Raw genomic sequence first — 24,539 nt, 5'->3', positions numbered from 1 at the left:
CTGGCTAACTGTTCATTTTCAAATAAATTGACTTTCGACTAAACAGTGCCATTGATTCCAGATGACCTGTTTGTGGAAACATATCCAACATTTTTAAACCGGTTAACTGATATCCAGAATCTAATAATATCTTACTATCTCTGGCTAACGTGGTCGGATTACAGGAGACATACACGATTTTTTCTGCGGATAACTTCACAATATGTGACATTACCTCCAAAGCCCCTGCTCTTGCAGGATCTAACAACACTTTGTTAAATCCTTCTTTCGACCACGACATCGCAGAAAAATCGGCCGATAAATCTGCATGCCAAAAATGAGCATTACCTAATTGGTTTAGTTCTGCATTCTTTTTCGCCATTTCAACCAGCGCAGGTACACCTTCAATACCCACCACTTCACTGACACGTTTTGCGATAGGTAAAGTGAAGTTTCCCATACCACAAAACAGATCTAACACGCGATCTTCTGGTGATAAATCAAGCCATTCAATAGCTTGAGCAACCATCTTAGGATTTATTTCATCGTTTACTTGAATAAAATCAGTAGGTGCAAAACGTAAATTTAGACCTTCTATTTGATAGAAGGGTTCCTTCTCAATTGAAGTTAATCGTGCTATCTCGCTATTATCACCTGCAAGATACATCGTAACTTGATGAGTTTGAGAGAAATCACGCAAACTCTGTTTATCACTCTCTGGCAATGGTGATAAATGACGTAAAATCACCAACGGCCCATTATCAGCCAGCACCATTTCAACATGTCCTAAATCACGTACTGATGCTAATTGTTTAAGACATGCCCAAAGAGGAGACAATAAATCATTTAACTGAGGTTTTAATACTGGGCATTTTTTTATCATAACCAAATCATTAGAGCGTTCTTGGCGAAAGCCCATTACCAAGCCCTTTTCAGGCTGATAACGCAAACCCAATCTTGCCCTACGACGATAACCATATTCAGCGCCCGCAATAACAGGCTCTGCTGAAATCACCACACCCGTTTCACGTTTAATAAGATGCGATAACACACCTGCTTTTGTTGTACGTTGTAGCGCAATAGGTACATGTTGCTGCTGGCACCCACCACAACGCTCATAATATTCACAATGAGGCGTTATACGCTGTTCACTGGTAGTTAAACGCTTAATAACTTCGCCTTTAGCAAACTGGCGCTTTTCTTCTGTTAAACGAATACGAGCAGTTTCTTGTGGGAGTAATCCTTTTACAAAAATCGTTTTGCCCTCAGCATGAGCAATACCTTGACCATTTGCATCCAATGCACTGGCGGTCACTTCCAGAGTTGTCGCCTGTTTTTTCGCAGGACGTTTTTTAGGGGAATAAAACTGCACCATAGTATTAAATTAAGTATCAATGACGGATTAACAGTGAAATGACATCGTTTTAGAATACGCTGTATGTTTTTCAGCGTTACATGAATGACTATGCATTTCAGAAGAAAACATGGGAAGAGTATAACATCGAACAAGTTATTTACTTAACTGATATAAGCAATATTTTTGTTAAATTGAGAAAACTTTTAATGATAACAACCTAAGACATTCGTTTTATGGATTTTATATTGTTCTATAACTAACAAATATTATATATAACTTTTATATTGAATATATTTACAATTAATAACATTAATTTTCTGTTATTTTAATAAATCTTTATTATCTCTAAGAAAAGTCTAAAAATTATCACCAATCAATTAGATAGCATTTTTCTTAATGATTACAAATTAATCACAAACCATTAATTTTCTATATTCTTCATAAGCATAATGATCCGTCATTCCACTGATATAATCTTGAATTAATCTGGTACGATAATAAAACTCTAAAATTTTTCCTCTTTCAGTATTTATATCATTTAGCTTTTCTAACATTTCGTTATAAGCCAGTTTATGTTTAACAGAAAGCTTATGATATAAACGCGTCTCAATGACATATTTAGGATGTTCGTTATATTTATGCAATCTTAAAAAATCTTCAGTTGATAATAAAAGCAAGGGCTTATAGATATCGAGTAATCCACTGATCACGCGATATCCTTTCATTTCAAGCTCTTCAACTTCAGGATGGCTAAACACCCATTTTTTAGCAACACTTTTTAAGGTTGTTAATAAACGATGCTCGGCACTATTTCCTTCCAATAAAGCATGGTTAAAACTTCCTTCATAAACTTGAGGAAGATTTTTTATAAATCGATATGCCGTATAAGGGACTAATTTCCCTGTAATATAAACTCGTAAATACATAAAGAATTGATCTTGCATACTGCGTTTGGCTTCATTTTGATCGACTTTTTTATAAGCACGATTCACAGTAATATCAAATAAATCACCTTCGGTCACATCACCATTTTCACGCCATGCATCTCGTAAAAGCTGAACAAGACGGTTGATATCAAAAATCCCCTTTTCTACCGCATCATCTAAATCCGCAATGCAATACGAGATATCGTCGGCAGCTTCCATAATATATGTGAGAGGAAAGCGACAAAATTCCCCCATATCTAATTTTTCTTGTACTTCTTTTACGAATGCTAATTCGGACCAGTAATACCCCGGTTTCTTCATTAAATAGCTATATTCTTTAGGGACTTCACCTTGCCAATAAGCGGGACGGGTATATTTTAATACACAGCCAATTTGAGCATAAGTTAAATTCAATTTAAGAAGATGATGCGCCATTCGAATAGCTTGAGCATTACCCTCAAATTGACATAAATCTTGGCGTAAAGTTTGTCGCAATTCATTTAATTGCACTTTAGCTGAATACTGCATAGGGATAAACGGACAACTATCAAATTCGGCTGTCGCCTCTGGTGATAATACTTTTTGAAACCAATGCTTAATCGCAGCCTCACCAAAATGACCAAAAGGGGGATTACCAATATCGTGCATTAAGCACGCCATCTCAATTAAACTTTCAAGGCTATCGATGCGATCAATTAAGCCATACACTTCAAGCTTATTTTGTTTTTTTAATTCACCGATAATTTGTTTAGCGATATAACGACCAATTTGCTGAACTTCAAGAGAATGAGTAAGACGGCTACGTACTGCGGAATTTTGCTCTAAAGGAAAGACTTGTGTTTTCTGTTGTAAACGCCGAATAGCTGCTGAGTTAATAATACGGCCACGATCACTTTCAAATTGACGAGAAACCTGTATTTCATCGTTAATATCGATATCACTGCTGTTATATTTGCGTTGATAATTTAACTTCAGCTTAAAATCGATCATTTCTGTCCTCTTTCTGGTTTCGATGAAACGAATTCTCTATTCTTTGTGTTATATCGTGTTTTTCCGATAGATGCTAAACTCTATTTAAATTTCTATTTATTATTAACCTACAAGTGAGTATGACACAATGAGAGTTGGCGTAATAGGTGCAATGGAGCAAGAAGTCACACTTCTACGTGAGAAAATTGAAGATTGCCAAATCTTATCTCGTGGCGGTTGTGAAATTTATACAGGCACAATCAATGGTGTTGATGTTGCATTATTAAAATCAGGTATTGGTAAAGTTGCGGCTGCGATTGGTACAACCTTATTGCTTGAGCATTTTCGCCCTGATGTCGTTATCAATACTGGCTCTGCGGGTGGTTTAGACTCAAGATTAAATGTCGGTGATATCGTTGTTTCAACAGAAGTTCGCTATCACGATGCAGATGTGACTGCGTTTGGTTATGAACCAGGTCAAATGGCACAATGCCCTCCTGCTTTTATTGCAGATCCTAAACTTATTAGCATTGCAGAAGAGTGTATTGAATCGCTAAAATTAAATGCTGTTCGTGGTTTAATTTGTAGTGGTGATGCATTTATTAATGGTGCAGAGCCTTTAGCGCGCATTCGTCGTACATTCCCAGATGTTGCTGCCGTAGAAATGGAATCCACTGCGATTGGTCATGTTTGCCATCAATTCAGCACACCATTCGTTGTGGTTCGTGCTATTTCTGATGTAGCTGATAAAGAATCGCATTTAAGCTTTGATGAGTTTTTATCTGTTGCTGCAGAACAATCAAGCTTAATGGTGACAGCGATGTTGGATAAATTAAAAGACTAATTAAGTCGAGATAATCCTAATATCGTTTTATCAAAACCCCACCTTTATTTTTTGTTTATTCTAAGATAAAAAATAGGTGGGTATTTTTTATTATCGGAAAAGTAATGCGTTTATTTATCAATCTTGGATTATTACTCTGTTCATTATTTTGGCTAAACTTTGCTATTGCTACCACGCCTGCTGATCGTGTTATTACGTTATCGCCATCAGCCACTGAAATGGCTTACGCCGCAGGTATGGGTGATAATATTGTCGGAGTTAGTGCTTACTCTGATTATCCAGAGGCTGCTAAAAATATTGAACAAGTCGCTAATTGGCAGGGTATTAATATCGAACGCATTCTATTATTAAAACCTGATTTAGTGATTGCATGGCAAGGCGGTAATCCACAACGCCCATTAGATCAGTTAAAAGCTTTGGGTATTCCTATCATTTATTCTGATCCACAAAGTATTGAGGAAATCGCAGACGATCTCGTTACTCTTTCCAGCTATAGCCATCATCCTGATATTGCGATAAGAAATGCACAACAATTACGCCAGCAATATCAAATATTACAGCAACAATATGCATCAACTATATCGAATCAACCCAACAAAAAAGTGTTTATTCAATTTGGGATGCAGCCGTTATTTACTACATCAAACAGTACATTACAAAGCCATATTACCGAACTTTGTGGCGGTGAAAATATCTTCGCTAATAGCCCTGTGGCATGGCCTCAAGTAAGTCGTGAGCAAGTACTTACAAAGCAACCTGATTTAATTATATTCAGTGGTAAAGCAGATCAAATACCTACAGTACGAGCATTTTGGCAACCTCAGCTTACTGTACCGATTATTGCTATTGATGAAGACAGTTTTAGCCGACCTGCACCGCGTATTATTAATGCGGCACAGCAAATTTGTGAAGCAATAGCAACGAACCATTAGCAAAATAATTAATTACTCAATAGCCACTAATACACAACCCTTTAAACAACCGCATTGCACTTTATGCCCTTCTAATGCGACGGGGGTAGTGTTTATTTTCATCATGGAATCCCCCTCAATAATTTTGCCTTTTTGCTGACAAGCAGGGCAATAAACTTCGCCATCAAAAATATTCAAATAATCTTTATTTAATGAACTTACTTTTTAAATATTTACTCATTTCTTTCTCTATTAATTTTAATGGTGTTTCATAATGAATAATATATCCATCATCATTAAATTGGATCACTTTATTTTTATCAATTAAAATAAAGAAAACATTTCCATTGAAAAAACAAACTCCATTCTCATTAAAGTAACCCCTAACATAGTTATAAATAGAAGTTTCATTTATTTTTAGTGTTTTTTTTATAATATAAATCATCAATTAGAATAAAAATATATTTACCTCCCCTCTCAGGGAGAGAAAACTCTTTTAAAATTGATAGATCATCAAGCGTTTCCCGATTATTTATAACTTTCTTAATATTAAATGTATTTTCTTCTGCATAGAAGATAAATTCAAAAACAGTTATATCCATTCCTAACATGGAGAGTATTTCTTTATTTATACTTTCAATAAGTAAAATTTCTTGAATTTTCATAAGATTAACTTTTTATTTTTATAATTGTTTTCAAAATTATAATGTAAATCATTATAAGCGATTGGACCAAATTGAGGCATATTCTCAGCTATATATTGATCCACAGAGTAAGTTGTTTTATTTATTTTTTTCATTTTCTCTTTTTTATCTTGTACATACTTAGTTAAAATACAGTAGTTTATGCCTTTACAATATTCTCTTTTTTTTGAAATTAAAACCCAATCGACATCGCCTTGATAACTACTTATAGCTTGAGTTAACATTTCTATAATTTTTGTATTTTTATTTTTAAATCTAAAACTTGTAAACGGAGGATAAGATGAATGATCTATTATTTCGAGTTTATTACTTATTAATATATATGGATATCTGTGTTGAAATTTCTTCCATTCAAGCTCATCCAGTTTAGATATAAATTTTAATAATATTGATCCATCATTGACACCCATTATATTTTTGTTTTCCTTTAACAACATACTTAAATAAAAATATTAATATAGTTTATTTATATTACAATAATCCAATACTAATTTATGCTCATCTTCAAGGAATTCTATTGCTTCCATATAGAATTCCTGAAGAATGTTGTCCTTAATTATCTGTTTGCTTTTTGCTGTCAGTATCATTTTATAACAAAAGCCTTCGTTTAATTTTAATTAAGACTAAAATAATGTATGAATGACTTTTAGCTCTGGGTTTATTTTAATTAAATCATCTGTAATTTGATGATAAATTTCAGGCATAGTCTCTAACCAACCCACCATATCAGGTCGATGGTCGATAGCCATCGGAGTTTTTAATAATGGATGTTCGATTATGGGGGTACTTAAGCCATGACGAGCACGAAAATTTTTCACGGCTTGATATTCAAAAGGCCAAGCAATGAGTATTTCCATATCAACTTCATAACCTGTTGCACTTTGCTCATTTTCATTATTTCGAAATAATGCTGACCACTGAATATGCTTGTCGCATAATTCTATTAACCATGGGATTAGAATTTCATCATTTTCACAATAGAGAGCCTCTTGGCAAAAGCGTTGATAAAAAGGATCAATCGGAATGCCCGCACTTTCCCAATCAATAGTTTCCTTTTTTTCACTGGCTAACATTTCAATCGCCAATACGCCTAATTTTTGAGGGCGTGTATACATAGGGAGCGAGTTTGCCATTTTACCTGATTGAATATTTTCTATTATTTTATCGTAACAAATTTCACTGGGCTTAAAATAATTACAGGCAAAATTCATTAATAAGATTTCACCTTGCGAAGCAAGATTTAAAAAACTTTTTTTCCTATTAAAACAATTAAAATAATTAAAATAATTAAAATAATCCAGAATAAAACATATATTCTTATGATAAAAAAATCTCTCAAAAGAATATGGTACTTTATTTATATTTTTATACAATTGATATATATATATATTGGATATAGTTTCAGAATCGAAGTTTAAAGCTGACATATAATCAATATATTTATCTTCATTATTTTTATTTGATTTTAATTTTTCAATATTTACATTAAGATCTTCATTAATTAACTCTTCAATATCAGAGACATCTCTAATTGTTTTACTAACAATCTTTTCAATATATTTTATAACTTTACTAGCTCTATTCACCGTTAAGCCTCTCTATTATATAGAATTGATTATACTTATTGTTATTAGAAACATTAAATTTATTATCAATACCGACCGTCAATTTAAACCCAACTAAATTTACTTTATTAATATCTTTATATATATCAAGTAAAATATCTCTTTCTTTTTTTCCTAAATTATACTCATTATCACCGTGTTTAAAAGAGTTTTGAGCTAATAAAGAATGTTTACTTATATTACCTATATAGTCTTTTTGGAAATCACTAGCTTTTCCTCCTGTGGGCGTTGAATTAGCACCAAATTTCTCTTTCATCACTGTTTTGATTTCAAAAGTCACCCAATCTGGCGGAGGTGGAGTCGGTTCTATCTTACAAATCAGATCTATTCCTTGTCCTTTTTTATTTTGTAATGCTATCATTTTTTCAGGATCAAAGCTTTTACCATATAAAAGGTTTGATATATCTGTATTGCCATTTTTAATCCTAGATTCTTTGTTAGCAAGTGGTGCCTTCCCACTTCTGGTTTTTAAAAATAGCTTATCAAATAAGGTTCCCTTTTTAATCTCATTAATAACGTGGCTTTCACCTACATACCCAACAAAGTGAGCCAACTTTAATGATGCGACGCCATCATAAAAAAGATTGGACTGTAATATCTTATTAAGATCATGATGTGATTTTAAATTAATACTAAAATAATGTATGAATGACTTTTAGCTCTGGGTTTATTTTAATTAAATCATCTGTAATTTGATGATAAATTTCAGGCATAGTCTCTAACCAACCCACCATATCAGGACGATGATCAATAGCCATCGGTGTTTTTAATAATGGATGCTCGATTATGGGAGTACTTAAGCCATGACGAGCACGAAAATTTTTCACGGCTTGATATTCAAAAGGCCAAGCAATGAGTATTTCCATATCAATTTCATAGCCTGTTGCACTTTTCTCATTAACATAATCACTAAATAATGCCGACCATTGAATATGCTTATCGCATAATTCCATCAGCCATGGGATTAAAATTTCATCATTTTCACAATAGAGAGCCTCTTGGCAAAAGCGTTGATAAAAAGGATCAATCGGAATGTCCGCACTTTCCCAATCAATAGTTTCCTTTTTTTCACTGGCTAACATTTCAATCGCTAATACGCCTAATTTTTGAGGTCGCGTATACATAGGAAGTGAGTTTGCCATTTTACCTGATTGAATATTTTCTATTATTTTATCGTAACAAATTTCACTGGGCTTAAAATAATTACAAGCAAAATTCATTAATAAGATTTCACCTTGTTCTGCAAGATCAAAAAAATTCTTATCTCTTTCAAATTGATCAAAATAATCTGATACAAAGCATAGATTTTTATGATATAGAAAACGTTCTAGAGAATAAGAAATCTCATTTTTCCTTCTATAAGTTTGAATGATGTAAATAAGGGCAATACCCGATGAATTAAAGTTAATAGTAGATATATAATCAATATACCTATCTTTATTATTTGAATCTAACTCACTAATAATTTCATAAAAGTCTTCATTAATAAGGTTGTTAATACCAATCACATCACGAATAGTTTCACTGACTATTTTTTCAACATATTTTATAGCTTTATTAGCTCTATTCATTTTAAATCCTTCTATATATTTATCATTTTTCTTTAGTCAAATGTGCTACGTATTTTTTACTTTCTTTTTATCGATCTCAGCTAAAATACGACTTATTTGTTGCTCAAAATCAGCAGGGAGTGGATTTTTATTAAACCAAACAAGCGGTTTTCTTCGACTATAATTAGTCTGACTAATTGCATCTCGACCTTCTTTCATGAACGTATTAATAAAAGTCACAAAATGCTTATTTTCAGCCGTTCTACTCACTAAAAGACCTGTTGAGTATGAAATATTGGGTTTAAAATAACCTTCTATTAATTTTCCTGTTTTTTTATCAAGACAATAAAGTTTTAAGAACATTAATGTATCTGCATAACCAAATTCAGCATTACAATAACGTGTCACTAATAACTGTCTGGAATTCCAGACATAAAGAATTTGCCGTTTTCTATCTACTTTTAATACCACCCAAGGCATATAAAAAATAATCAGCCCCATTAGTATCATTCCAATTAATGGCATAGAAAATAATGCAAGATCTTGATAGATGGCATTTTTTGTTCCTTGATAAAAATCACCAGAATAATACGCTTTTAGGTAATCCCAATAAGTAACTTTTTGGTTAAAATATGGCTTGTATGCATCATATATTTCTTTCCAACTATTGCTAACTACAGAATATTCTTTATCATAATCTTTCTCATATATTTTCACACTTTCTTCAAATCTTATTGTTCCATAATAAATTTTTTCATATTTATCATGTAATAAATAAATAAGACTAAAAAAAAGCACAATAAAAATAGGAATAGCCATATTCTTGATAATATTTCTATTAGGAGAATCAATTTCACATTTATCTTCAGTTAACTCATTTAAAAAATCAAAGTCTTTTAACTTAACACTTGAGTTATAATTATCATTATCTGCCTTAAAAAGATTCATTTCTATCTTATGAGGATGATTTGTACCACTAAATAAACTTGCCATTATCTTTCCATAAAAATGATTAATTACTCAATAGCCACCAATACACAACCCTTTAAACAACCGCATTGCACTTTATGCCCCTCTAACGCGACGGGAGTATTGTTTATTTTCATCATAGTATCCCCCTCGATTATTTTGCCTTTTTGCTGACAAGCAGGGCAATAGACTTCATCACCTAAACAGGCAATTTCATATGTTTGCTTTGCTAATAAAGAACCGTTTAACACGGTTCCTTTAGTATTAGTAGTATCATTTTTTAAAATGATTTTTCGTCCTTGAATTGTGCTACGCATGTTTATATATCCTTTTATAAACTATTAACAGTAAACTTAGCTAAAAAATCTAAATAGAATGCTTAATTGCTTCCGATAATTTATCTTCGATTTCTTTACAAGGTGGCAGCTCTTTATCAACCAAAACAACTTGTTGTTCTATTTGTTTATCAAGATCTTTGGGAATAGGCGCTTCTCTAAAAATAGAATATTTTTTTCTTGTGTACTTGCCTTCAATCAAAGGTGCTAATCCATAAAATAAATATTTGGTAATATATCCTAATCCCCATGCTTTATCATTACTACTTCCGCCTCCTAAAAAACTAAACACCGTTAAGTTTGGATAATATTTATGTTCTATCAACTTATTATTTTCATCAACTCGATATAAAATAAGTGCTAATGTTGGTTTCATATCTGCAAAATTAATTTGAGAATACTTAGCAACATAAACATTCATTTTCATGTCCCAAGTATAAAATAATTGTTTTTCTCGATCGCATATTAGATAAGGTCGATTTCTAGCAATAAAACCAAAATAGATCATTGGTAAAGAACATAATAATGGAGCTAATAGTAAAAACAAATCTAAAATAATGCTTTTCTCTCTTATAAATGAATTGCTATAGTAATAATAGTCCCAATAATTTATAAAAGAAAGTTTTCCATTCTGAATATATTTTTTTTCTAATTCATCATTATCCCTATGCTGGGGTAATATAAATATATTATTCTTATTATCTTTCTTATCTAATATTCTAAGGAAAAGAGATTCTGTATTTTTCCAAGGATCAATATAAATTGTTTTAACACCATAGCTAAAAGCCCAAAGTAAGCCGATAACAAAAGGGATCGCTAACATAGTCCTGCCATTAGAAAAAGCATGGCGTATGACTAATCGTAAATTATCTATTTTTTCCACAAAATCAAGCGCACCAGCTTGATATTGAGTCATTTTTGGTGTTTCTGTTTGTAATAGTGATTCACAATGATCACTGAGTTTATGTTTTTGTTCCATCGGGATATCAATCTATATTAATTATCAATAAAGAACCGCTTAATACGGTTCCTTTAGTATTGGTAGTATCATTTTTTAAAATGATTTTTCGTCCTTGAATTGTGCTACGCATGTTTTCAACATTTTAATTTATAGAATCATGATTGAATTAGAGATAATAACTTTTTATAATTTGGTTTTGACTCATTATTAACTTCTTTTGTACTATCAGAGTAATAAAATGTTCGTTGGATACCTTTTGTTTTACGCTCTGCAGGATATTCAGAATAAACGGTCACATCAGTATGTATAATTGGCCTCCAAGTAATTTCTTTAGCACCACGTGATTTATAATAAAAATATAGTTTTTCTCCATATAGCCACAAAATATTTCCTTTATCATTTTCATATTGTTTATTGACCCAAGGAAAATAATGAGAAGAAATATAAAAATCACCTTCTTTATTAATAGGTTTTTCGCCTATTCTTTGAGGCTGATTATTATCAAATATAATAATAACTCCAGCACCTACTACATCAATGATACTATTAGAAAAATATTCATTGTTTTTTAAATTTAGATTTAAAGTAATGTTACTTAATTGCCAATCACATTTCCCACCTCCTCTATAAGGGATTACTGCACTATATAATGAACTATTACCTTCTTTTTCTAACAAAACCATTTCACTATTAAAACCAGAAACAGTATATGTAGGTACTTCATTATTATTATATGTTTTTCGGCAAAGGTTTGAACGATACATAACCTTCATTGGTGAAAGCTCAGCGACATCGGGTACGTCGACGGTAATTTTTACTGTTCTACCATTTTCAGGAGGGGAGAATGTCCTGTCTATTTGGGGCGTTAATATATTGCATCCAGTTAAAAGTAAACCCATCACCGCGATAGATAAAAGAAATAGCTTATCGATAACGTATTTATTCATTATTCTATTGCCACTAATACACAGCCCTTTAAACAACCGCATTGCACTTTATGCCCTTCTAATGCGACGGGGATATTGTTTATTTTCATCATAGTATCCCCTTCTATTATTTTGCCTTTTTGCTGACAAACAGAGCAATAAACTTCATCGCCTAAACAGGCAATTTCATGTGTTTGCTTTGCTAATAAAGAACCGCTTAATACGGTTCCTTTAGTATTGGTGATATCATTTTTTAAGATGATTCTTCGTCCTTGGATTGTGCTACGCATTTTTTACTTTCTTTTTATCGATTTCGGCTAAAATACAGCTTACTTGTTGTTCAAAATCAGCAGGGAGTGGGTTTTTATTAAACCAAAATAGCGGTTTTCTTCGACTATAATTAGTCTGGCTAATTGCATCTCGACCATCTTTCATGAACGTATTAATAAAAGTCACAAAATGCTTATTTTCAGCCGTTCTACTCACTAAAAGACCGGTTGAGTATGAAATATTGGGTTTAAAATAACCTTCTATTAATTGTCCTGTTTTTTTATCAAGACAATAAAGTTTTAAGAACATTAATGTACCTGCATAACCAAATTCAGCATCACAATAACGTGTCACTAATAACTGTCTGGAATTCCAGACATAAAGAATTTGCCGTTTTCTATCTACTTTTAATACCACCCAAGGCATATAAAAAATAATTAGCCCCATTAATATCATTCCAATTAATGGCATGGAAAATAACGCAAACTCTTGATAAATAGCATTTTTTGTTCCTTGATAAAAATCACCAGAATAATATGCTTTTAGGTAATCCCAATAAGCAACCTCTCGATTAAAATAAGGATAATATTTATCATAAACTTTTTTCCGTTTTTCACTGAGATTTAAATATTCTTTGTTGTAATTCTTTTCAAAAATAGCAACTGTTTGTTGAAAATCTTCTCTTCCATAGTAAATACTTTCAGCTTTATTATATATCAAATAAAAAAAACTAAAAAAAAGCACAATAAAAATAGGAATAGCTATATTCTTGATAAGATTTCGATTAGGTGAATCAATTTCACATTCATCTTCAGTCAATTCGTTTAAAAACTCAAAGTCTTTTAATTTAATATTGGAATTATAATTATCATTATCTCTCTTAAAAAAATTCATTTCTATTTTATGAGGATTATTTGTACCACTAAATAAACTTGCCATTATCTTTCCATAAAAATGATTAATTACTCAATAGCTACTAATACACAACCCTTTAAACAACCGCATTGCACTTTATGTCCTTCTAACGCGACAGGGATATTGTTTATTTTCATCATAGTATCCCCTTCTATTATTTTGCCTTTTTGCTGACAAGCAGGGCAATAGACTTCATCACCTAAACAGGCAATTTCATGTGTTTGCTTTGCTAATAAAGAACCGCTTAATACGGTTCCTTTTGTATTGTTGGTATCATTTTTTAATATAATTTTTCGTCCTTGAATTATGCTACATATTTTTTCTATTTTTAATTTTAAAAATTATTCTTTAATTAAGGAAAGTAATTTTTTATAATCTGGCTTTCCATCTCTATTTGATTTTTTTGTGCCATCTGGATAAGAATATATTGTACTTATGCCTTCAGTTCTACGCTCTGCTGGGTATTCAGAGTAAACGACTATATCGCTATGAATGATGGGTTTCCAGGTGATTTTCTGAGCATCGCGAGATTTATAATAAAGATAAAGCTCTTCGCCATATAACCATAAGCTAATGTTCTTATCATTTTTAAAAGGTGTATCAATCCAAGGAAAATAATCAGATATAATATCAAAATCACCTTTTTTATTAACAGGTTTCTTTCCTATTCGTTGAGGTTGATTATTATCAAAAATGATAATAACACCACTTCCTACTATCTTGTTAATATCTTTATAAAAATTATCATTATGTTTTAATGCCATTCTTAACGTGACATTACTTAATTGCCAATCACATTTCCCACCTCCTCTATAAGGGATTTCTGCACTATATAATGAGCTATTACCTTCTTTTCCTAACAAAACTATCTCACTATTAAAACCAGAAACAGTATATGTAGGCACTTCATTATTATTATATGTTTTTCGGCAAAGATTTGAACGGTACATAACCTTCATCGGTGAAAGTTCCGCAACATCGGGTACGTCGACGGTAATTTTTACTGTTCTACCATTTTCAGGAGGGGAGAATGTCCTGTCTATTTGGGGTGTTAATATATTACAGCCAGTTAAAAGTAACCCCATCACCGCGATAGATAAAAGAAATAGCTTATCGATAACGTATTTATTCATTATTCTATTGCCACTAATACACAACCCTTTAAACAACCACATTGCACTTTATGCCCCTCTAATGCGACGGGAATAGTGTTTATTTTCATCATAGTATCCCCTTCTATTATTTTGCCTTTTTGCTGACAAGCAGGGCAATAGACTTCATCACCAAGGCAAGCTATTTCATAAAGTTGTTTCACTAATAAAGAACCGCTTAATACGGTTCCTTTTGTATTGGTGGTATCATTTTTTAAAATGATTTTTCGTCCTTGGATTGTGCTACGCATTTTTAGCTTTCTTTTTATCGATTTCGGCTAAAATACAGCTTACTTGCTGCTCAAAATCAGCAGGCAGTGGATTTTTATTAAACCAAAATAGCGGTTTTCTTCGACTATAATTAGTCTGGCTAATTGCATCTCGACCTTCTTTCATGAACGTATTAATAAAAGTCACAAAATGCTTATTTTCAGCCGTTCTACTCACTAAAAGACCTGTTGAGTATGAAATATTGGGTTTAAAATAGCCTTCTATTAATTTTCCTGTTTTTTTATCAAGACAATAAAGTTTTAAGAACATTAATGTACCCGCATAACCAAATTCCGCATCACAATAACGCGTTACTAATAACTGTTTGGAATTCCAGACATAAAGAATTTGCCGTTTTCTATCTACTTTTAATACCACCCAAGGCATATAGAAAATAATCAGCCCCATTAATATCATTCCAATTAATGGCATAGAAAATAATGCAAGATCTTGATAGATGGCATTTTTTGTTCCTTGATAAAAATCACCAGAATAATACGCTTTTAGGTAATCCCAATAAGTAACTTTTTGGTTAAAATATGGCTTGTATGCATCATATATTTCTTTCCAACTATTGCTAACTACAGAATATTCTTTATCATAATCTTTCTCATATATTTTCACACTTTCTTCAAATCTTATTGTTCCATAATAAATTCGTTCACATTTATCATGTAATAAGTAAATAAAACTAAAAAAAAGTACAATAAAAATGGGAATAGCCATATTCTTGATAATATTTCTATTAGGAGAATCAATTTCACATTCATCTTCATTCAATTCATTTAAAAAATCAAAGTCTTTTAACTTAACACTTGAGTTATAATTATCATTATCTTCCTTAAAAAGATTCATTTCTATCTTATGAGGATTATTTGTACCACTAAATAAATTTGTCATTATATTCCCATAAAAATAATTAGTTATTCAATAGCCACCAATATACAACCCGTTAAACAGCCGCATTGCACTTTATGCCCTTCTAACGCGACTGGAATATTGCTTATTTTCATCATGGAATCCCCTTCAATTATCTTGCCTTTTTGCTGACAAGCAGGGCAATAGACTTCATCGCCTAAACAGGCAATTTCATGTGTTTGTTTTGCTAATAAAGAACCGCTTAATACGGTTCCTTTAGTATTGGTAGTATCATTTTTTAAAATGATTTTTCGTCCTTGAATTGTGCTACGCATGTTTTCAACATTTTAATTTATAGAATCATGATTGAATTAGAGATAATAACTTTTTATAATTTGGTTTTGACTCATTATTAACTTCTTTTGTACTATCAGAGTAATAAAATGTTCGTTGGATACCTTTTGTTTTACGCTCTGCAGGATATTCAGAATAAACGGTCACATCAGTATGTATAATTGGTCTCCAAGTAATTTCTTTAGCACCACGTGATTTATAATAAAAATATAGTTTTTCTCCATATAGCCACAAAATATTTCCTTTATCATTTTCATATTGTTTATTGACCCAAGGAAAATAATGAGAAGAAATATAAAAATCACCTTCTTTATTAATAGGTTTTTCGCCTATTCTTTGAGGCTGATTATTATCAAATATAATAATAACTCCAGCACCTACTACATCAATGATACTATTAGAAAAATATTCATTGTTTTTTAAATTTAGATTTAAAGTAATGTTACTTAATTGCCAATCACATTTCCCACCTCCTCTATAAGGGATTACTGCACTATATAATGAACTATTACCTTCTTTTTCTAACAAAACCATTTCACTATTAAAACCAGAAACAGTATATGTAGGTACTTCATTATTATTATATGTTTTTCGGCAAAGGTTTGAACGATACATAACCTTCATTGGTGAAAGCTCAGCGACATCGGGTACGTCGACGGTAATTTTTACTGTTCTACCATTTTCAGGAGGGGAGAATGTCCTGTCTATTTGGGGTGTTAATATATTACAGCCAGTTAAAAGTAACCCCATCACCGCGATAGATAAAAGAAATAGCTTATCGATAACGTATTTATTCATTATTCTATTGCCACTAATACACAACCCTTTAAACAACCACATTGCACTTTATGCCCCTCTAATGCGACGGGAATAGTGTTTATTTTCATCATAGTATCCCCTTCTATTATTTTGCCTTTTTGCTGACAAGCAGGGCAATAGACTTCATCACCAAGGCAAGCTATTTCATAAAGTTGTTTCACTAATAAAGAACCGCTTAATACGGTTCCTTTTGTATTGGTGGTATCATTTTTTAAAATGATTTTTCGTCCTTGGATTGTGCTACGCATTTTTAGCTTTCTTTTTATCGATTTCGGCTAAAATACAGCTTACTTGCTGCTCAAAATCAGCAGGCAGTGGATTTTTATTAAACCAAAATAGCGGTTTTCTTCGACTATAATTAGTCTGGCTAATTGCATCTCGACCTTCTTTCATGAACGTATTAATAAAAGTCACAAAATGCTTATTTTCAGCCGTTCTACTCACTAAAAGACCTGTTGAGTATGAAATATTGGGTTTAAAATAACCTTCTATTAATTTTCCTGTTTTTTTATCAAGACAATAAAGTTTTAAGAACATTAATGTACCTGCATAACCAAATTCAGCATTACAATAACGTGTCACTAATAACTGTCTGGAATTCCAGACATAAAGAATTTGCCGTTTTCTATCTACTTTTAATACCACCCAAGGCATATAAAAAATAATCAGCCCCATTAGTATCATTCCAATTAATGGCATAGAAAATAATGCAATATCTTGATAGATGGCATTTTTAGTTCCTTGATAAAAATCACCAGAATAATACGCTTTCAGGTAATCCCAATAAGTAATTTTTTGGTTAAAATATGGCTTGTATTTATTAAATACAATTACCCAATCTTCACTTAATTCTAAGTTATTCTTATTATATTTATTCTCAACCAAAATAACATCATCAATAAACCCCCTCTTCCCATAATAAATTTTTTCATATTTATCATGTAATAAATAAATAAGACTAAAAAAAAGCACAATAAAAATAGGAATAGCCATATTCTTGATAATATTTCTATTAGGAGAATCAATTTCACATTTATCTTCAGTTAACTCATTTAAAAAATCAAAGTCTTTTAACTTAACACTTGAGTTATAATTATCATTATCTGCCTTAAAAAGATTCATTTCTATCTTATGAGGATGATTTGTACCAATAAATAAACTTGCCATTAATTTACCTTATCATTAATAAAACCAATTAATTCCTTGTTAAGTTCAAAATCTTTATATCTCCTTGGAGAGATAATATTTTTCCCCTCATCAACCTTATAATACCAATAAATTGATGGAATAGACTCTGTTGGATTATAAATATCATATTTATATTCAACATTAAAAGTAACAATAAAATTACCATCTTTATCAAAGCTATTTTTTTCTATAGAACTAGCTACTGCAGTTTCTAGTGACTTTTTAAAAATCTCATTATACTTTTTATTATTTGACAAATAATATCTTCTAGAATTAAATTCCATAAAAAAAGAAAGATCTTTATAATACTCAGAAAAATGATACTTCTCTGAATCATAGTCATCTGCATTAGAAATATAAATATTTTCAACTAGCTTGTATTCTATATCAGAAATACCAAATTTAAAATTTGGCAATATAAATTTATAAGATAAATTACGTTTATAATAATTATTATTAGAAACAATATTTTTCATTTCCATTTTAATTTTAGGAGAGAAAAAAAGATTATAGAACTCTTGTAATTCTATTTGAAAATAATGATAATTTTTATCAAAATTATTTATGAATTTCTCCAATTGTAAACTAATATCATTCCTCTTACTATTTTCATCTTTTTTACCATAAGCAATATATTGATTACCTTTACCCCAAAAACAATTTTGTAATAATTTCTCCAATGCTCCCCATTCATATTTTTTACTATAAATATAACTTCCAATGAGTCCTAATATGCCAATAATAATTAAAGGCCACCCAATAGGATTTAAAATAGCCAGAACTCCAGCTTCAGCACCTAAAGCCATTATACCTAAAGATAATGCCAGTGAGCTAAAAGCTTCTGTAACTTTAGCCCAAGCAAACCCATCATTACCTATTGTAAAAGCTGAATTAGATTCAAATAATGGAAGTGCAAAACCAAGAATTATTACAGCCCATGAAATTCCTTTTAAGGCAACCTTACTAAATCGAGCATTAACTTCAGGTAATGTCATTCTTTTTAAAAATATACTATATCTAGGATTCATAACAAGGCTTGCATATTTTTGCATAGTACTTTGAATATCAAAAATAGCTTGTATACTTGCAAATAAATGATATCCCATTTGCAATGAATATATACTTCGTGCTTGTAAAGCTAATGGATTATTTTTTTCAAATTCAGTTGGATATTTAGTTGTAGCAAGCCCAATAATTCCACTAACAAGCCAAAAAACATCTTTTGCAATAAGAGCTGTTGCACTTACATCATAAAAATTAAAATTTGAATTTTTATTTGACTTTGAATTCTTGTTTGTGTTTATTTTTTCTGATATCCATTTAAAATTTGGCAAATTTATTACTACATTATTACCGGCACCTTTAATTCTTTCTTTCCAATTAAACATTTTATCCATTATTTTTTTATTATTTATTGAAACCGAAGGTTGTTGTTTTAACTTGTTTATTAATTTATTAAATTGCTCCCCAGTCATTTCACTAAAATTAGTGTAACTTACATAAATACCAAAGTAGGATAAAATTACAGGAAGGATCTTATTGGCTATTATATCTACTCCTTTTAAACTGATCCCTCTTGAATGAGTAGAAATATTCTTTAATTTATTATGAGTATGTGTAAAAGCATAACCTAATGAATCCCAAAAAATAAAAATTGCAGATTTTACTACTGGAAGTATTTTTTCACTTAACTTCTCATTACTTTTATCTCTAACCTTATCTTGAGATAAGATATAAAATATCACTTTTGCAAAGCCTGCTAGAAAATCATCATCTTCCTTGAAGGAATATAATGAATCAAGTAATTCTTTTCCTGCTTTTGAACTATGTAATGGATGTAATAATGTAGAATGAAGTTCACAATAGCTAACAAGATCTCTTAAAAAATCACTATGCCAAACATTACTTTCTTCTAGTTGTTCTTTTATTAAAAAAACATGATCTACATAGTTTTGAATTCCGCCTATTTTAGGTGCTATCATAGAACTCGTTAGAAATTCTTGATAGAGATTAACAATGTTTAATTGGATTTTTTGAAAATCTAAATAGCAATTTTCAATTTGTGCCGTATATTTATTTAAATCATCAAATTTTATACTTTTCTCAAGGATTTCTTTTAGCTCTTTCCCTGCTTCAGGAGACATACTTTCACTTTTTGTCTGTTCATCAAGTTTCTTAATAAATGTTCCTATTGTATTAGGATAACTCCAATGCCCTTGAAATAAAGTATAAATACCAGTAACAAAGAGATAAAGTGATAATATATCTTTTTGATAACCAACAGGATCATAAAGAATTACTAGAGTAGCATTTTCATTCTCATCTAATGTTTTCTGAAGTTGATTAACAAGCTTCTTTGAATTTTGAGTAACACTTATATTACCTGTTACTTCTGAAAAGTACTCACCTGGTAGATCCCGTTTTATTTTCTTAGCTTCATCAATAAATATTTCAAATTTTTTCTCCTCATTTTTATAGTCCTCGATAAGTGCAGAAATATTTTCTTCCGTTGGTTTAATACAATAATCATTTTTTTCTAAAGATATCAAGTTAATGAATTGCATGAAAGATTTTCTATATTTTTTATTTTTGATAATCTTTTTTAAGATATAAGGAGATAGTTCTATATCACTAAATAAAAAAGATGCATTAATGACATCTTTTTTTATTGTCAAATAAGGATATTGTTTTTTATCTTCGCTGGTAATTAATTCACCTGATTTTTCATCGATAAAAACAGTATTCTTAATGAATTTTTCTTCCGCTACTCCATTTTTTTTCGCAGATAAACCTTCAGAACTATCATCCCCCTCATTATATAATTTTTCATTATAAGAATAATTTATTTGATGTTCAAAAATAATTAAATTACCAATCTTATTATTTCTTGTTGGAAACGATCCCTCTTCAAAAATATAGATCCAGCCTTGTCGTAATAAACGAGCTGAAAATCCTCGATTCTCATCAACACTACTTGCATTAAGTAATGTATCTATAGGAGGTGGTAATGCAGCTTTTGCGTTTTCATTACCATATAAATTCGAATACGCATACCTTACTGGGTACACTGCTCTATGATCATCTTCACATGGGCATACAACTGCATCTGCTTGTAAATTACGAGGACTCATTTCATTTATTTTTTGAACAACATCAGCTGTATTAGTCGTTTTTTCAGTTTCTGTTGTAATTTTATTTTTTTCCGTCATGAGTTCACTCCTTGATTATTTGAACAATATGTATAACGATGATAGCTAAAAAGAACTTGATTATGTTTATAAGGCATTGCATATTCAGTCGCCTCTTTCCATTTTTGAAAATCATCGCGACTGATATAACGAGCCAATAAAGTGTATAAAATAGCTTGTGTCTGTGTGATATCTTCTAAAAAACTTTGATTAGCTAATTTTAGACAATAGTTATCTAATTCAATCACATTATTTTCATTAGCATCTGGCGAAAATTGAATAATTAACTGTTTTGCTTTTGTTATATTCTGTATTAATGTTAGGTTTGAATAATATCTATACAACCTCTCATTAATAAATAATGATTCTCTTACCCCATCATCATTCAAATAGTGAGGATCAAATGTAATTTTAACACCATCAATATATTCTTTATTATAACCATAGAACGCATTGATACCACTAACAACATTAAGAAGTTGTCCTTCCTTTAATGATTCAATAAAAGGAATAAAATGTGTAACATCATAAAATCGGAAAAAATTCCACGTATTTAACTTTTGGTTATATAAATAAGTTAATTTTCTTAATTGACGATGTAATTCAAAAAATGGTTTAGTACTATTTAAAAATAGTCCTAATGTTCCTTTATTTGGCATACACATATAGTCATCTAATAATTGTTGCCCTGCTTTATTAGATAAAACTTGTACTAAATAGGGTGCATTATCTTCTAAACTGGTTTGAGTCTCTCCTTGATAAAGAGGTTGCCAAGGTAAACAAGAGCCATATAACATAGGAATAAGTGATCGCCCTGTTTGACGTAGATATTCTCCGCTATCAATCACTAAATATAATGTACAACCATTAATAAACTCAGGAGAACCTGACTGATAATAAATATCGCCTTTTTCCGAAGGAAGTGGATTTGTTAGGTTTTTTTCATCAATAAGAATAGCATTTATATGTTCACTATTTTGTTTACGCAATTGACGAATTAAAGGTAATTCAAGTTTATTACTTCTTTTAATAAACGTTATTGCAGGAACAATATCATCATATATTGCGGCACTGTACTGATCTTTATACTGGCTAAAATAATGGCGCATTTCATTAATAGCTTGATCTTCACTTTCCCCTAATAATGTCATATAGCCACAGAACTCTTCACCCTCTCTAGTATAGTGGCATTGCGCTACCCAATAATTTTGATAGATTTCATTTATTGTCGAAGTCATTATGGCGTATCCTGCTTTAACGCTTTTGCTCGACAATCTTCCGATAACGGAAGCCCTTCATTTACAGCAGCTTCCAATGAAGGTACAACTTCAGGAGCTCCGCCTACAATAGAAACATTCCCTCTTAGCGTAATATTTCCAGTAATAGTGACACCTTGAGCATCCAGTTGAATGCTTCCTGATTTCCCTTTAATTATCATCGTTTCGCTGGCTTGTAGAGTATGTACTTTAGTATGAGAATGAATACCACCAGCAACTGTTAATTTATAATCATTTTGTATATCACACTGTTTATTTTCACCTACTTCTTGAAAATGACTGGCATGGATCACTTCTTTCCAATGATTATCAATCCGAGTAATGCGATCTTTACCAATTTGCTCGAATTGATTGACACCCACGTTAAGGGTTTGCTCATTAACTATACGAATAAATTCATTATGACAAACCTCATGTTTGCGATCATTTGCAACTTCATGAGATTCATTTTTACCAATATATTGAAATTTATTATGGTTAATATGCGTATTTTGATCCCTCTGCGCATGTAAATACACTTCTTCGCGTCCGCCGGCATCCTCAAATCGCAGTTCATTAAATCCTGTGCCTTTATGCGTCTTGGTACGAAATGTGGTTTGGGTTTTTTCTTTGGGTAAATCCAATGGTGGGGCATTGCGACCGTTATAGGTGCAACCGGTGATAATTGGTCTATCAATATCGCCATTTAAATAAGACACAATCACCTCTTGCCCAATGCGAGGGATCGCCATAAAACCGAAGCCATCACCATTCCAACCCTGTGCCACTCGCAACCAACACGAACCACTATGATCAGGCTTTCCGCGTCTATCCCAATGAAAGTAAACTTTTACCGCGCCTTGTTCATTGGTGTAAATTTCCTCACCTTCTGGACCAACGACTGTCGCCAATTCATCACCATCCGCCAGCGGTTTATAATGAAAAGGCGGTCGCCATTCCTGCGTGCCGGGAATAAAAGTGACATTATTTGAAAGTTGAGTTCCCTCACCACCACCGTTATCCGCAGAGGGCTGTACGCCATGATGCGAAACACTGATCACCTGCCAACGCGAATTCATACGCACACTTGGGTGATTGGTTAAGGTAAACACTTTGCCCGGCATTAACGCAAAACAGTTAGTGCTTGCTGAGCCTGTTTGACGATAATTTTGAGATTGCTCATAGCGCAATTGATTTAGCGGCTGCGCTTCTGCCTCTTCTTGAAAACGGCCATAGCTTTCAAAAACAGGGTGTTGTTGATGGACGTCACCCGTTGTGTTTTGTGATAACGGGTAAGAAGGACGTATTGGGTTATAATCTTTGTCAATACGCACATCACTGCATAAACGTTCGGTATAGCGCCATGTGGTGGCAGTGGTATCCGTAATATCGGTTTCTGCTTGTGGGTTATAGGTTAGCGTGATCCCCGCCGTCATCCCTAAATGATTGTCGCTATAAAATAATTTTGGCCCTTCTTCAAACCAAAAATTGATCCCTTCTTCAAACGCTAAACGACACCAGAAGGCATAAGCGGATTCGCGCTTTTGCGTGATATAGCGGCGAGTTTGATGCAGTTCGGGTTGATAGAGCTGGTTGTCATATTTGATATGCGCTTCATCTAGCAATTGCTGAAGAATTTGAGGTACCGTTTTATGTTGGAAAATACGGCTATCTTGATTAAGCGTCATCACCCACATTTCAGGGCGAATAACAAATTGATACCACGTTTTAACGCCGTCGGTGTTGCCTTGTTCAGCACTCGCCAGTAAGCCTTGAACCGTGCGGATTGTTTTACCGTCACGACTGACAGTTAATGATGAAGCCACACCTAATTGGTTGGCAAAATCAATATCACGTTGCTCACTCACCGCGTGTATCGAAAGCGTGAAAAGCTCTGATAATCCTTCGTTTAAATCAAACTGAGTGACTTGAAAAGTGCTTTTAGGTAAATCGCCAATTTGGCAAGTAAACACTAACCCTGTATGAAGTAATCCCTTTCCTAGGGTGTCGAGTAATTCGCTGTATTTTTTAATGCGAGCTTGCTGTTCAGAGAATGTCATCCCTATTTCAAAAGGGCGAGATGATGCCGGATCATCTAATACCAAACGAGGTTTAGGGGTATTGTTAGCGTCATTCGTTGACATAAAAGCTCCCATTTAAATGTGACAAACACGCAATAAAAAAGACAAAAAATGCAGAGAACAATGGGCTCAT

At 31.9% G+C, this 24,539-nt stretch carries 26 protein-coding genes and 1 pseudogene; 2 read left to right on the top strand and 25 right to left on the bottom strand.

All coding sequences use genetic code 11. The features are described from left to right. Positions 1 to 4 precede the first annotated feature (4 nt). Together rlmD and dgt are read right to left on the bottom strand one after the other, a co-directional pair. Complete coding sequence (gene rlmD / locus LG402_RS04280; RefSeq protein WP_227336488.1) at positions 5 to 1,354, bottom strand: 23S rRNA (uracil(1939)-C(5))-methyltransferase RlmD; 1,350 nt, start codon at positions 1,352 to 1,354, stop codon at positions 5 to 7. 389 nt (positions 1,355 to 1,743) lie between these two features. Further along, positions 1,744 to 3,252, bottom strand: a complete 1,509-nt coding sequence (gene dgt, locus LG402_RS04275) for a dGTPase (protein WP_166540227.1) — start codon at positions 3,250 to 3,252, stop codon at positions 1,744 to 1,746. A gap of 127 nt (positions 3,253 to 3,379) precedes the next feature. Between dgt and mtnN the strand changes: the two genes are divergently transcribed. Beyond that, complete coding sequence (gene mtnN, locus LG402_RS04270; RefSeq protein WP_166540228.1) at positions 3,380 to 4,075, top strand: 5'-methylthioadenosine/S-adenosylhomocysteine nucleosidase; 696 nt, start codon at positions 3,380 to 3,382, stop codon at positions 4,073 to 4,075. A 104-nt stretch (positions 4,076 to 4,179) separates the two neighbouring features. Continuing rightward, positions 4,180 to 5,007, top strand: a complete 828-nt coding sequence (gene btuF, locus LG402_RS04265) for a vitamin B12 ABC transporter substrate-binding protein BtuF (RefSeq protein WP_227336487.1) — start codon at positions 4,180 to 4,182, stop codon at positions 5,005 to 5,007. Positions 5,008 to 5,019: 12 nt separating this feature from the next. On the opposite strand, the pseudogene LG402_RS04260 reads toward btuF, so the two are convergent. The 23 genes and pseudogenes from LG402_RS04260 to LG402_RS04150 form a co-directional block, all read right to left on the bottom strand. Beyond that, positions 5,020 to 5,163, bottom strand: a pseudogene (locus tag LG402_RS04260) (PAAR domain-containing protein); the annotation flags it as partial. 230 nt (positions 5,164 to 5,393) lie between these two features. Continuing rightward, complete coding sequence (locus LG402_RS04255) at positions 5,394 to 5,651, bottom strand: hypothetical protein (protein WP_227336486.1); 258 nt, start codon at positions 5,649 to 5,651, stop codon at positions 5,394 to 5,396. Further along, on the bottom strand, positions 5,648 to 6,100 hold the full coding sequence (locus LG402_RS04250) for a hypothetical protein (protein WP_227336485.1): 453 nt from the start codon (positions 6,098 to 6,100) through the stop codon (positions 5,648 to 5,650). The genes LG402_RS04255 and LG402_RS04250 overlap by 4 nt, the downstream gene beginning before the upstream one ends. Before the next feature lie 213 nt (positions 6,101 to 6,313). Beyond that, positions 6,314 to 7,276: a hypothetical protein gene (locus LG402_RS04245; RefSeq protein WP_227336484.1), complete on the bottom strand. Its 963-nt coding sequence runs from the start codon at positions 7,274 to 7,276 to the stop codon at positions 6,314 to 6,316. Continuing rightward, the gene (locus LG402_RS04240) at positions 7,269 to 7,868 is read right to left on the bottom strand and encodes a hypothetical protein (RefSeq protein WP_227336483.1); all 600 of its coding nucleotides are present in this window, start codon (positions 7,866 to 7,868) and stop codon (positions 7,269 to 7,271) included. Before LG402_RS04240 ends, LG402_RS04245 begins: the two co-directional genes overlap by 8 nt. 79 nt (positions 7,869 to 7,947) lie before the next feature. Continuing rightward, the gene (locus tag LG402_RS04235; RefSeq protein ID WP_227336482.1) at positions 7,948 to 8,886 is read right to left on the bottom strand and encodes a hypothetical protein; all 939 of its coding nucleotides are present in this window, start codon (positions 8,884 to 8,886) and stop codon (positions 7,948 to 7,950) included. A gap of 45 nt (positions 8,887 to 8,931) precedes the next feature. After that, positions 8,932 to 9,858 (bottom strand): hypothetical protein, encoded by a 927-nt coding sequence (locus LG402_RS04230; protein WP_227336481.1) that lies wholly within the window; start codon positions 9,856 to 9,858, stop codon positions 8,932 to 8,934. Positions 9,859 to 9,881: 23 nt separating this feature from the next. Continuing rightward, entirely contained in the window at positions 9,882 to 10,151 is a 270-nt protein-coding gene (locus LG402_RS04225; protein ID WP_227336480.1) for a PAAR domain-containing protein, read from the bottom strand. Between the two features lie 49 nt (positions 10,152 to 10,200). Then, positions 10,201 to 11,148, bottom strand: coding sequence for a hypothetical protein (locus LG402_RS04220; protein ID WP_166539020.1), 948 nt, complete (start codon positions 11,146 to 11,148; stop codon positions 10,201 to 10,203). Positions 11,149 to 11,285: 137 nt separating this feature from the next. After that, a complete protein-coding gene (locus tag LG402_RS04215; RefSeq protein WP_167395470.1) occupies positions 11,286 to 12,077 on the bottom strand; it encodes a hypothetical protein in 792 nt (263 codons plus the stop codon). Further along, positions 12,077 to 12,346 carry a PAAR domain-containing protein gene (locus LG402_RS04210; RefSeq protein ID WP_227336479.1) on the bottom strand — a complete coding sequence of 90 codons (270 nt, stop codon included), beginning with the start codon at positions 12,344 to 12,346 and terminating at the stop codon, positions 12,077 to 12,079. The genes LG402_RS04215 and LG402_RS04210 overlap by 1 nt, the downstream gene beginning before the upstream one ends. Then, positions 12,339 to 13,265, bottom strand: a complete 927-nt coding sequence (locus LG402_RS04205) for a hypothetical protein (RefSeq protein WP_227336478.1) — start codon at positions 13,263 to 13,265, stop codon at positions 12,339 to 12,341. The genes LG402_RS04210 and LG402_RS04205 overlap by 8 nt, the downstream gene beginning before the upstream one ends. Before the next feature lie 23 nt (positions 13,266 to 13,288). Then, on the bottom strand, positions 13,289 to 13,558 hold the full coding sequence (locus LG402_RS04200; RefSeq protein WP_227336939.1) for a PAAR domain-containing protein: 270 nt from the start codon (positions 13,556 to 13,558) through the stop codon (positions 13,289 to 13,291). A 24-nt stretch (positions 13,559 to 13,582) separates the two neighbouring features. Continuing rightward, entirely contained in the window at positions 13,583 to 14,374 is a 792-nt protein-coding gene (locus LG402_RS04195; RefSeq protein WP_227336477.1) for a hypothetical protein, read from the bottom strand. After that, positions 14,374 to 14,643 (bottom strand): PAAR domain-containing protein, encoded by a 270-nt coding sequence (locus LG402_RS04190; protein ID WP_227336475.1) that lies wholly within the window; start codon positions 14,641 to 14,643, stop codon positions 14,374 to 14,376. Before LG402_RS04190 ends, LG402_RS04195 begins: the two co-directional genes overlap by 1 nt. Next, complete coding sequence (locus LG402_RS04185; RefSeq protein WP_227336476.1) at positions 14,636 to 15,562, bottom strand: hypothetical protein; 927 nt, start codon at positions 15,560 to 15,562, stop codon at positions 14,636 to 14,638. The genes LG402_RS04190 and LG402_RS04185 overlap by 8 nt, the downstream gene beginning before the upstream one ends. A gap of 23 nt (positions 15,563 to 15,585) precedes the next feature. Next, on the bottom strand, positions 15,586 to 15,855 hold the full coding sequence (locus LG402_RS04180; protein ID WP_109407908.1) for a PAAR domain-containing protein: 270 nt from the start codon (positions 15,853 to 15,855) through the stop codon (positions 15,586 to 15,588). 25 nt (positions 15,856 to 15,880) lie between these two features. After that, positions 15,881 to 16,672 carry a hypothetical protein gene (locus tag LG402_RS04175; RefSeq protein WP_167395470.1) on the bottom strand — a complete coding sequence of 264 codons (792 nt, stop codon included), beginning with the start codon at positions 16,670 to 16,672 and terminating at the stop codon, positions 15,881 to 15,883. Next, entirely contained in the window at positions 16,672 to 16,941 is a 270-nt protein-coding gene (locus LG402_RS04170; protein WP_227336475.1) for a PAAR domain-containing protein, read from the bottom strand. Before LG402_RS04170 ends, LG402_RS04175 begins: the two co-directional genes overlap by 1 nt. Continuing rightward, the gene (locus LG402_RS04165) at positions 16,934 to 17,860 is read right to left on the bottom strand and encodes a hypothetical protein (protein ID WP_227336474.1); all 927 of its coding nucleotides are present in this window, start codon (positions 17,858 to 17,860) and stop codon (positions 16,934 to 16,936) included. The genes LG402_RS04170 and LG402_RS04165 overlap by 8 nt, the downstream gene beginning before the upstream one ends. Beyond that, the gene (locus tag LG402_RS04160) at positions 17,860 to 21,090 is read right to left on the bottom strand and encodes a toxin VasX (protein ID WP_227336473.1); all 3,231 of its coding nucleotides are present in this window, start codon (positions 21,088 to 21,090) and stop codon (positions 17,860 to 17,862) included. The genes LG402_RS04165 and LG402_RS04160 overlap by 1 nt, the downstream gene beginning before the upstream one ends. Next, positions 21,087 to 22,307: a DUF4123 domain-containing protein gene (locus LG402_RS04155; RefSeq protein ID WP_227336472.1), complete on the bottom strand. Its 1,221-nt coding sequence runs from the start codon at positions 22,305 to 22,307 to the stop codon at positions 21,087 to 21,089. The genes LG402_RS04160 and LG402_RS04155 overlap by 4 nt, the downstream gene beginning before the upstream one ends. Next, positions 22,307 to 24,469 (bottom strand): type VI secretion system Vgr family protein, encoded by a 2,163-nt coding sequence (locus tag LG402_RS04150; RefSeq protein WP_227336471.1) that lies wholly within the window; start codon positions 24,467 to 24,469, stop codon positions 22,307 to 22,309. The genes LG402_RS04155 and LG402_RS04150 overlap by 1 nt, the downstream gene beginning before the upstream one ends. Positions 24,470 to 24,539: the final 70 nt, after the last annotated feature.

Source organism: Proteus sp. NMG38-2 (genome assembly GCF_020640995.1).
In the GTDB taxonomy this organism is placed as follows: domain Bacteria; phylum Pseudomonadota; class Gammaproteobacteria; order Enterobacterales; family Enterobacteriaceae; genus Proteus.
This window is presented reverse-complemented; position numbering and strand designations above follow the sequence as displayed.